The following is a 10361-nucleotide window of genomic DNA, read 5'->3' as shown; positions in this document are numbered from 1 at the left end:
CCATGCCCCATGCCCTATGCCCCATGCCCCATGCCCCATGCCCTATGCCCCATGCCCTATGCCCTATGCCCCATGCCCCATGCCCCATGCCCCATTATCAAAACTCCGTCCAACGGTCTTGGGGTAAAAATGATCGCTCCATCGGAATTGGAGAAACTGCTTCTGTCAGGGTAAATGTCCCAGCTTGAATCCACTGTTTCAATTCTTCAGCTACTTGCAAAGAAAGAAACATACTCGCTAGGGGAGCAACACGCACTGTTTTACCCTCAATAGTGACTCGCCCAGATTTGAGTTGGGCGTAACTCACTAACCCAAAGGTGGGACGGACGCGCCGAGGGATAGAAAAGTCTACTATCGGCGCTACTAAGTCTTTGTCAGTCACGCTAGCGCGTTCTACGACTTGTTCGTTTAATACTGGAAGTGGTACGCCTACACCCAACATTAGGGAAGATCCGTAACTTTTGAAATAACAACCGCGTACCCAACGCGCATCCATTTGTTTGGCATCACCAATTAAGGCTAAAGTGGCGGCAGGACCGATGGGTGTATGATTAGGCAATCGCTTTTGTAAGGGAAAGTGCTGAGTGCCTTCCCATGATACATAGCCTACACCGCCGCCTAAAAAAATTCGCGTACCAATGCCGATAAGTTGTAGTTCGGGGTCGTTGAGTAAAGGGGAAATCGCACCTGGGTTAGAGTAAACTGCATTCCCCAAACGCGGTTGTAGTGGACCGAGATAAGTGAAAAGTGGGCGATCGCCTCCATTCACCCCCACGATAAAATTTTGATAAAGATTGCGCGGATTAAATAAATAAAACTGATTTATCGTTTCACGGGTAATTGTGGTTTCAAAGGTTGCACGGGGGTAACAATCTGTTACCTGTCCTTGTGCGCGTACATGTACGGGTTTCCCAGCAATTAAATCTTCAATTACATGTCCACCACCGCGTTCCCGGACTTCTTCGCCGTCCATCGCTTCCACAGTACAACTTGCACCTATGTATAAATCAACGGCACCAAAACCGGAATATACAGGGACACCATCTAACCAACAGCGGCGAATTTTAATTGGTGGATCGGTGTGACCTAAGTTAATGATCGCACCTGATGATTCCATCGGCTCAAATGTGCCGGTGGTAATGACATCAGTTTCTTTAGCAACTTGAGTGATGCCAACTTCTGCAACTCGTGCTTTGAGTTCTTCAACAGTTAAGACTACTGCACGTTTGTGGTTAATTTTATCATTAATTTCGGCAAGCGATCGCATATTTCAATGTTGCTTCAGATTCGTTTCTCTAAACCATAACGAATGCGATCGCCTCCTTAACAAAGTGCTACGTCTAATCAAGGGTTTCGGGCAAAGCATAATAAGTATAGCAGTCGATGTCTATTGTTTTGGGAGAAGTTTGAACGGAGGAAAGCTCCGATCAAAGCTTCTCATGTCACCAGATGCTACGCGAACGGTGTCCGATCAAAACGCATCCAAGGATGGATTTTGGATGAGAAATTAGGGATTGGTGGTTGGGAATAAGCTTCTTACCTAGTCCCAACCCAAAATCTCAAATCTCCTCAGCTGGTTGCTTGTACAGGTTGTTGCTGAGAAACATTACCGGGCATCGGTTCCATTTTTGTTGACGCATCTACAGGACACAATTCAATATGATTTAACAATGTAGTCACGAAAGCGAAAAGCAAGAAAGGCAACGATAGCAAAACAACAAGTCCAACTGTAGCTAATGCATAAACGGGTTTTCTAGCACCCATCAGCCCTAAGGCAGCAGCTAAACTAATAGTGATGGTGATTAACCAAACAATTATTTGACCGTAGATATCGCCAAAGCTCAAGGTACAGACAAAGCGATACTTTTGAATACTATTTATGTTTACCATAGTTGCCTCCATTCTCTTCTACTAGGTTCTACGTTAAAGCCATGTTTGGATAGTTGACGATTTCTAAATATTTTGGCAAATTTTGTAATAAGACTTTACAATTTTCATTTATTTTTTATCAAATGGTGGATGAATTACAAATGATTAAATGCTAAATCTTTGCTGTGGGTTACAAGATGACTTTTGACTTGTTTAGTCGGTTAGGGTAGAGGTTTAGGAATGGCTATCAGCTATCAAGTTGTGGTTACAAAATACTTTGGTAAATTAAGAGTGTTTTTCAGCAGTATAACAAAGCACGAGATGCGCTGAACATTTGGCGGAAAGATTGCGATCGCTTGGCATTGACCCATAGCGATTCCCACATTCATCAGGTACAAAAAGAAAGAATTAACCGCTTCGGAAGATAGATAAACGCTGATGAACGCAGATAAATTTGTACCTCAGCAGACTAGGAAACGCTACAGACTAAATAAGCAACTATTTCAACTTAAATTCATCAAACTTAACTACTTCCGAATCTGGTTTGTGAGTATCAAAGCGATAGCTGCTAATTGTACCCGCTTCTGTGTCGAAGATACTAAAAACTGTGATGTCGTTACTGGCAACATAGGGTAAAGGCTTACCATCTTCACCTAACAGTGGAGCAATTGATGGTATAACTGGTTGTAAATCATTTGGATCGCCAAGTTGAGTATAATCTTCTTGATACTGAATTGGCACTTCTCGCTTATTTTCAACCCAGTGGGCGCCGTAAGAATTACCAACATTAGATGTTTCTAAAAAGTGCATTCCCGACTGACTACAAAAGCGGTTCCACAAATGGGAATGCCCATAAAATACAAATTGCACTTTCGCTGCTTCTAGTAACGGTATAACATCTCTAATAATATAATCTGCTTTTTTGGGATATTCATAACGCACAGCTTTAATATTACCATCTTCATCGCGTTCAATTATCTGCACTGGATCGGTGTAAGCAGGGACAACATTACCACCCAAAGAATGGGGAGGATGATGGAACATGACAACTTTGTATTTTGCTTGTTTAAACTCTAAGCTATTAAGTTCTTGTGCTAGCCAATTATATTGTTTGCTATCTTTATTAATTGCCTCATAAATATGCTGTCCATAACCCCAATTTTCACTTATTTCTAAATCAGCATCTCGTTCACGATATCTACCTTTTGCGTGTGCGTTCATGTTAGGAGTTCGCCACATATTTGTTGCGTAAAGCACTATTAAACGCACATCACCAAAGCTAGTTGCATAATAAGTTTTACCACCTTCTTTACTTTCTGGGAGAGTGAAAATCTCTTCGTAAGTATCGGTATTAAATGAATTATCTTTGAGGGATTCCCCATATAGCTTTTGGGCAACTATGCGGGGTATTGTATCATCAAATTCATCATTTAAACCTTCTTTTCTGGTACGTCCCATAATTTCATGATTACCGATGCAAGTAAACATTGGTGCATGTTGAATTATTTGTCCGCCAGTGTAATATGTATTATCTATTTTATAATTAGCGCGACCTTGCAAACACGGAAAGAAAGCACCACCCTGATTATCATCAAACCATTCACTAGCGCGATCGCTTATATTAACTAAATCACCTGCAAACCAAACTGCATCCACTCGTCCAACTGTCTCTATCATCTTTTGCAGATTTGCTGCTACCATCGGCTTGATTTGATGGTCAGAAGTAAGTAGAATTTTCAGAGGTGTACCTGGTTTTGGCGAAGGTGCAAGGGTAAACACACCGCTATCAACTTTCTCAGCATCCTCACGCACACTCGTAACGCGGTAAGGAACCCGCACACCGCAAGTTAAACCAGTAACTTCAGCTTCGTGTCGCCAAATATCGCGTTTGACAGGTTTTTGATATTGGGTGTGATTTGCTACTTGCGAGTCTTGGTCTTCCCGTGTGCGACTAAGTTTAGTTGTGCTGGCAACGGCTATTTTATCGAGATTTTCGCCATAGTTGACTGTGTGTTGAGAACCAAGAAACTCGGTAAACCAAACAACTCGTACTGAAGTTTCAGTTGGTAGTTGCAGAAACGGATCGGTTAGTAGCTGTGGTGCAGATGTCATATGTATGGATTATAAACCGCAGATAAACGCAGATGGACGCAGATAATTATCTCAACATTATCGGCGTTTGGTACAGGGTGCGATCGCCTTTACCTGGCTTCCCAATCAGGCACAACCAGCCTAGATAAAGCACTTAAACATGGAAATAGACGAATTCAGAAGTACGAAGGCAGAAGGCAGAAGGGAACCCACGTTTAAAAACGTGGGATTGAAGCAATGACGCTTTGTCGGAACGCGCTACGCGTCTCGATACAATTCTTTTTTTAAACTGGGCAATAACCCAGAACTAAAGTTTTTATTAATACTGCTTTCCTTCTGCCTTCTGCCTCCTGCCCTCTGCCTTTCTTGTAAATTGTATATTTATTTACAGTAAGGATTGATATGAAATTGGTACAGAGTTTAATCAACCTGTTTAAGAACAAGATAAAAACTAAAACAGGTCAATATTTTAGAAGTACCAACTTCTAACACTTATAAATATTTAGTTTATCAATCGGAACGTTGGGATTTGAACCCAAGACCTCCACTACCCCAAAGTGGCGCGCTACCAAGCTGCGCTACGCCCCGTTAATTGGATTTTCCCAGTTTTGAATCTAAAATCAATCCATTCAACTTGACTATATTAGCACAAAGTGAAAGAAAAACAATAAGTTTGATTTAAAATACTTTCAGGGTTGCAGCAGCTTGCAACAAACCAGCAACAGCGTCAGCATTCCATTTACCTTCTACACAACGCCCTGTATTGAGGATAAAGCGCAAGCTGTAGGCGTGGGGATAGCCTTCAACTTCCATCCATAATAAATCGCTTTCGGCTTCGCAGGCGATTCTCTCTTCATCCATTAATTCGCTTTCCAGTTGCTTCATGGTGTCTGCTAGCTGCGCTAGTAGCCGACAAAAGTCATTTAATTCGGCTTCAGTTAACTCTATTGCCCAATCATCTGTACCCACTAAACCTTTAAATTCACCTGCGTTAGGATTCCAGCCAATACGCCAACCAGATCCACTTTTAACTAAACGTTGCATAATTGTGATTGGATAGTTGATAGTGGTTAGTGGTTAGTGGTTAGTTGAGCAACCAACAACCAACCACCAACAACCAACAACTAATCACCTACAACTCCCTAATTCCTGGGGGTAAAGATGTTGACTAAGACTCGCACTAAGGCGTTTCGCTGACTAATGTTAAGACGGGAAATGGCTGCTTTGTCGCCTTCTAAAGGATTTTGCCGTAAAGTGTCATTACCTGGATAGGTCGTCACATACATAACTTCATTTGCATCCAGGTAATCAGCCAAAGTTAACTTCCAATCTAATCGATAATTTGGCGCACGTTCTTTTACGTAAACATGATATCTGAGCAGGCGACTTGCTAGGGTATTGTTTTCGGCAACTTTGCCAGTTTCTTTATTGATGTATTTATTTTCTCGTGGAAAGTCGGGCAATTGTTGATAAACTTGTTGCCAAACTTCACCGGGACTAATTCTTTGGGCTATAGCGGGTTCGATACCAAAGAAATTTGTGTGAATTAATTTACTTGTTCCGGAACCGAAAATAAGCAAACTCACTACCATTAAGGCAGTGAGTGTTTTCAGGTACGGTTGAATGAATGATGATTTTTTGCTCATCCTACCTTTGCAGAGCAGTTTTTTATTAAAGAAAGAGCGGTGATATAGAGTCCTAAGTAGATGGGCATAAATAAACGCTCCTTAACGTAGTAACCTGATTAGCCGTTAAAATCTTTGCTTTGAGCGGTAAACCGCTCACTACGAACCAGGAGAGTATTTTACATTTAATTTCGCCCACTTATTTAGTCCCTAGTCCCTTTATAATTCGCCAATAATTTCTGGTTGAGTAAGTTCATCAGACATCTCGATAATTGCCCGAAGTACTGGCTTCATCATTACATCTTCATTATTTTCAAAGTCTTCATAACGCCGACGCTTGGCACGATTTGCCACCTGAACCGTGATGCGGTAGCGATTTGAAGCTGCACTAATCAGATCCTCAGCACGGTGCATAATTTGGGACTGAGTTGTCTCGAATTTAGAACGCTTTAGCATAGTCGGTGGTTCTTGGGGTCTTACCCAGTTTAACAGCACTAATAGATATACTGCTCTATTGATAGAGGTTAATAGCACCATTGTCTATTTATAAGTAATTTGTAACACCAAATTAAGAAACTAAAGCGATCGCATGGCTAATCTTCTAGAAACTGCTGTCAAAGCTGGAAACTTCAATACGCTGCTAAAGGCTGTTAAAGCTACCAAACTCGATGAAGAAATTCTCAATACTCCTGGTTCCTATACAGTCTTTGCACCGACTGATGAAGCTTTTGCCAAGCTACCTGAAGGAACTTTAGATGCGTTGCTGCAAGATATCCCCAAGCTAAAAAAGATTGTGGCATATCATCTCGCTTTTGGCGATGTTAGGTCTGACGACTTAGCGCAAATTGAAGAAGCAGACACGGTTGAGGGTTCTGTTTTGGCGATCGAGTCTGCTGACGGCAAAATAAAAGTCAATGATGCCAATGTCGTGAAAACTGACATTCTCACCGATAATGGCGTAATTCATGTTATTGACCAAGTGTTAATGCCTGCTATGGTTGCTGGTTCTTAGAATATATTTTCCCTGGCAATCTGCTGTATCATATCCGTCTAGTTAACACTAATAAAAACATACATACTGTCGTAGAGACGTTACAAAAGGAACGTCTCTACGGCGGAACGTTAATACAATTGTAAGTAATAAACCAGACATGATGTTATGCCTTTTTTTGCAGAAATTTCCAAGTAAATTGTATCGATAGATACTAGAAGTTACCCCAGAGATAGATGTAATTAGTTCACAAAAATTATTATTATCAATGGAGTTTGTTATAAAAATTCATGAGTTCGCATTGCAGATACTGCTAATAAAGCTTGGTCTTTAGATGAAGGCTGTCAACATTACATGGCATCTTTTAAAGCAGCTCAAAAAGCGGTAATGACTGCTGTGAATACTGTGCAATTTTTTCAAGGCAAACAGCGTAAATTAACAAATGGGGAATCTACTCATGGCAGCCGATTTAAATGCAACTATCTCAGCCTTAGAGGGTGTTTATAAATAAAAAGTAAAGAGCACCGCAGTCATTCTCCAGGACAGGTATTTTAAAAAAGACAGTTGTCATATTTGAATTAGGTGACATGAGTCGAAAACCTTATCCCACAGACATTTCTGATCCGGAATGGGATGTGATTAAATCCATGATTCCGGCAGAACGTAAACGAAAACGTGGAAAAAAGCGTGAAGTCGATCTGCGCGAAGTGGTAAATGCAATTTTTTACGTCTTGCGTGCTGGCTGTTCGTGGCGAATGATGCCGCATGATTTACCAGCATGGCAAACTGTATACTCGTATTTTCAACGTTGGCAGCGCAAAGGCGTATGGCAAAAAATCCATTCAGCTCTGCGATCGCAGCTCAGGGAAATCTCTGGACGAGACGCAGAGCCATCCGCCGGAATTATAGACTCTCAAACCGTAAAAATGACTGAGAAAGGAGGAACCAAGGGCTATGATGCCGGAAAAAAGATTAATGGTCGTAAACGCCATATCCTTGTTGATACGATGGGTTTAATCTTGATGGTTGTTGTGCACGCAGCTTCAATTCAAGACCGTGACGGGGCAAAGCTCGTATTCGATAAAATTTTTCATGTGTTCCCAAAGTTACATTTAATTTGGGCAGATGCTGGTTATGCTGGCTCGTTAGTTGATTGGGTTAAATATTTTATTGGTTGTGGCCTCGAAATTGTTAAACGTTGCGATCGCACAGACGGTTTTAAAGTATTGCCCCGACGTTGGATCGTAGAGCGTACCTTTGCGTGGCTTGGTCGCTACCGCCGTCTGAGTAAGGATTATGAATATCTTCCGCAAACGAGTGAAACCATGATCTACGCTGCTATGACACATCTGATGTTACGTCGATTAGCCCGTAATCATCGTTGCTCAACTGCTTAAGATTTATTTTATAAACACCCTCTTAAAGAGTGGTATAACTTCTATTCCTGCTGATGCTGCGGTAAGCAATATCGAAAGCTGGGAAAACGATCTTAAAGATGCTGCACCGGAAATTGCTAGCGCTTTAGGTCAACTCAAAGCAGCTCTAGTAAATGGCACTGCCACTCCTGACTCATTAAGTCAGCTGTTAAACAGCCTTGGTGAACATACTTCATCTGTTGGTGCTGGTAACGCTCAAGCTGAAGAGTTAGGTTCTCTACTGAAACAAGCAGGTAGTTCACTAGGTTAGATATTTAGACGTTGCTGAATCGCGGTATGAATCTAGATGTAGAGACGCAATATATCGCGTCTCTACAAGGGTTTTGAGTTTACACAAAATCATTTTCATACATGAAATCAGCAAGCCCTAAGTAAATGTAGAGACGTTACATGTAACGTCTCTATTAGTCTGTCAATTTTCTTTTGAGGGTATGTGTACATACAAAACCCGCTCAAAGACGTAGCAATGCTACGTCTCTACAAGGATTTCGGGGGGAAGGCATAATTAATTTACACTTCCTTTGTGTCTATTCTTTAACCTACACCCAAAATGCAGCTACTGCGTGGGGGAAGAGTTAAAGAAAGTTGCTTATCGACATGTTTACTCCACTCAAATTCAGCAGTGCCAAATAGAAGTTTGTCGGGTTGAGATTGCAGATTTACAGATTCTAAGTTGATGAGTGCTTCCGCAGTACCAACGTTAACTGCAATTATCAATTCCTCGGTTCCTAAAGTTCGCGCAAAGACGTAAACTGCTCCTTGAGCGTACAAGACTCGGTAATCACCTATACGCAAACATGGGTAAGAATGGCGTAAAGCAATTAACTGACGGTGAGTATTGAGGATTTCTCGATTCCAATTAGCATCTATTGGAAATCCACGACGCGAGTCTGGGTCGATCGCACCGGGTAAACCAACTTCATCACCATAGTAAATGCTGGGCGCACCCGGAAAGGTTAATACTAATAAAGTTGCTAAATCTACACTCGCAACATCACCACCAGCAATTGACATCAACCTTGCCGTATCGTGACTGGCAAGTAAATTTAGTTGAGTTAGCTGAATTTCCCAAGGATAAAGTTGCAGTAATTCTTGGATTTTTTCAGCGTACTCAGCGGCAAATAAGGGTGGATAGGGTTTATAGTCGCGACTTTGCACTTGTTCTAAGTCTACGCGATCGCCTGCCGTAAAAGCAATTGTCGGTCCTGCAAACAAATAATTCATCACCCCGTCGAATTGGGTACCATCCAACCATTCGCGGGAATCTCCCCAAACTTCGCCGACAATGTAAGCATCAGGATTGATGGCTTTAACGCGATCGCGAAATTCTTGCCAAAAACCAGGAGTTTTTATTTCAAATGGCACATCTAACCGCCATCCGTCAACACCGAATTTAATCCAATATTCGGCAATTTCCATGATATATTCCCGAACTTCTGGGTTCTCGTGGTTAAATACTGGCAAGGCTCGATTTCCACCCCAACTTTCATAGTTAGCAGGATACTCACCGTTATAAGCAGAAAGAGGCCAGTCTTCAATTTTAAACCAATTTACCCAAGGTGAATGAGGACCATTTTCTAAAACGTCGTGGAAAAAGAAAAAGCCTCGACTGGAGTGATTAAAAACTCCATCTAACACAACTTTGATATTGCGATCGTGTGCTGCGTCTAGCAATTCCTTAAAAGCCGCATTGCCCCCAAGCATCGGATCTACCTGATAATAATCGTGGGTATGATAACGGTGATTGCTAGCCGATTGAAATATGGGCGTAAAGTAAATAGCGTTAATGCCCAAATTTTGTATGTAGTCCAGTTGCTCTAGAATACCCCACAAATCTCCGCCTTTGTAACCTTGGAGTGTAGGCATTGCTTCCCAATCTTCCCAACGTGCTTTATGCAAAAGCCGTTTGCGTGGCTGTTTGCTTATGGCAAAGCGATCTGGAAAGATTTGGTAGAAAATTGCATGTTTAACCCAGTCTGGTGTTTTTATATCCATGAATCGCTCTGTATATCTTTACAGACATCGTTACAAATACTTACATATTTGTGACTCATACTTCTGATAGATAATCAGTCAAAGGTCAATAGTCAAGGGTTAAGGGTCAAAAGTCAAAGGTCAAAAGTCAAACCTTAAGGCTTAATGCTCAAACCTTAAGGCTTAATGGTCTAAGCTTAAGGCTTAATGTTCTAACCTTAAGGCTTAATGCTCAAACCTTAAGGCTTAATGTTCTAACCTTAAGGCTTAATCCACTCTTGACTCTTGACGTTTTTCCGTAATCTCTAAGATTGGCGCTGAATCAATAAGTAGCATTTTTTTGCTGATTATAATTATTAATGGCTTAATTTGGTA

At 41.4% G+C, this 10361-nt stretch carries 9 protein-coding genes and 1 tRNA gene; 2 read left to right on the top strand and 8 right to left on the bottom strand.

The window, feature by feature from the left end; all coding sequences use genetic code 11:
- Nucleotides 1-97 precede the first annotated feature (97 nt).
- From TOL9009_RS0122905 to TOL9009_RS0122875, 7 genes are all read right to left on the bottom strand, one after another.
- Nucleotides 98-1267: a homocysteine biosynthesis protein gene (locus TOL9009_RS0122905; RefSeq protein WP_029634931.1), complete on the bottom strand. Its 1170-nt coding sequence runs from the start codon at nt 1265-1267 to the stop codon at nt 98-100.
- A gap of 302 nt (nt 1268-1569) precedes the next feature.
- A complete protein-coding gene (locus TOL9009_RS0122900; protein ID WP_038297481.1) occupies nt 1570-1890 on the bottom strand; it encodes a hypothetical protein in 321 nt (106 codons plus the stop codon).
- Between the two features lie 477 nt (nt 1891-2367).
- Complete coding sequence (locus tag TOL9009_RS0122895) at nt 2368-3981, bottom strand: metallophosphoesterase family protein (RefSeq protein ID WP_029634927.1); 1614 nt, start codon at nt 3979-3981, stop codon at nt 2368-2370.
- Nucleotides 3982-4474: 493 nt separating this feature from the next.
- A tRNA-Pro gene (locus TOL9009_RS0122890) sits at nt 4475-4548 on the bottom strand.
- A 90-nt stretch (nt 4549-4638) separates the two neighbouring features.
- Complete coding sequence (locus tag TOL9009_RS0122885; RefSeq protein ID WP_029634925.1) at nt 4639-5004, bottom strand: DUF1818 family protein; 366 nt, start codon at nt 5002-5004, stop codon at nt 4639-4641.
- Between the two features lie 98 nt (nt 5005-5102).
- Entirely contained in the window at nt 5103-5606 is a 504-nt protein-coding gene (locus TOL9009_RS0122880) for a hypothetical protein (RefSeq protein WP_029634923.1), read from the bottom strand.
- Between the two features lie 198 nt (nt 5607-5804).
- Nucleotides 5805-6041, bottom strand: a complete 237-nt coding sequence (locus TOL9009_RS0122875) for a DNA-directed RNA polymerase subunit omega (protein ID WP_029634921.1) — start codon at nt 6039-6041, stop codon at nt 5805-5807.
- A 133-nt stretch (nt 6042-6174) separates the two neighbouring features.
- Between TOL9009_RS0122875 and TOL9009_RS0122870 the strand changes: the two genes are divergently transcribed.
- Both TOL9009_RS0122870 and TOL9009_RS0122860 read left to right on the top strand, forming a co-directional pair.
- Complete coding sequence (locus tag TOL9009_RS0122870; RefSeq protein ID WP_029634919.1) at nt 6175-6597, top strand: fasciclin domain-containing protein; 423 nt, start codon at nt 6175-6177, stop codon at nt 6595-6597.
- A gap of 566 nt (nt 6598-7163) precedes the next feature.
- Entirely contained in the window at nt 7164-7973 is an 810-nt protein-coding gene (locus TOL9009_RS0122860) for an IS5 family transposase (RefSeq protein ID WP_029634917.1), read from the top strand.
- A gap of 573 nt (nt 7974-8546) precedes the next feature.
- Here TOL9009_RS0122860 and TOL9009_RS0122855 read toward each other — a convergent pair.
- Nucleotides 8547-10007, bottom strand: a complete 1461-nt coding sequence (locus TOL9009_RS0122855; RefSeq protein ID WP_029634915.1) for a glycoside hydrolase family 13 protein — start codon at nt 10005-10007, stop codon at nt 8547-8549.
- Between the last annotated feature and the right edge of the window lie 354 nt (nt 10008-10361).

The organism is [Scytonema hofmanni] UTEX 2349 (assembly GCF_000582685.1).
Lineage (GTDB): Bacteria > Cyanobacteriota > Cyanobacteriia > Cyanobacteriales > Nostocaceae > Hassallia > Hassallia hofmanni.
The sequence above is the reverse complement of the archived record's forward strand: the minus strand, read 5'-3'. Positions and strand labels throughout refer to the sequence as shown.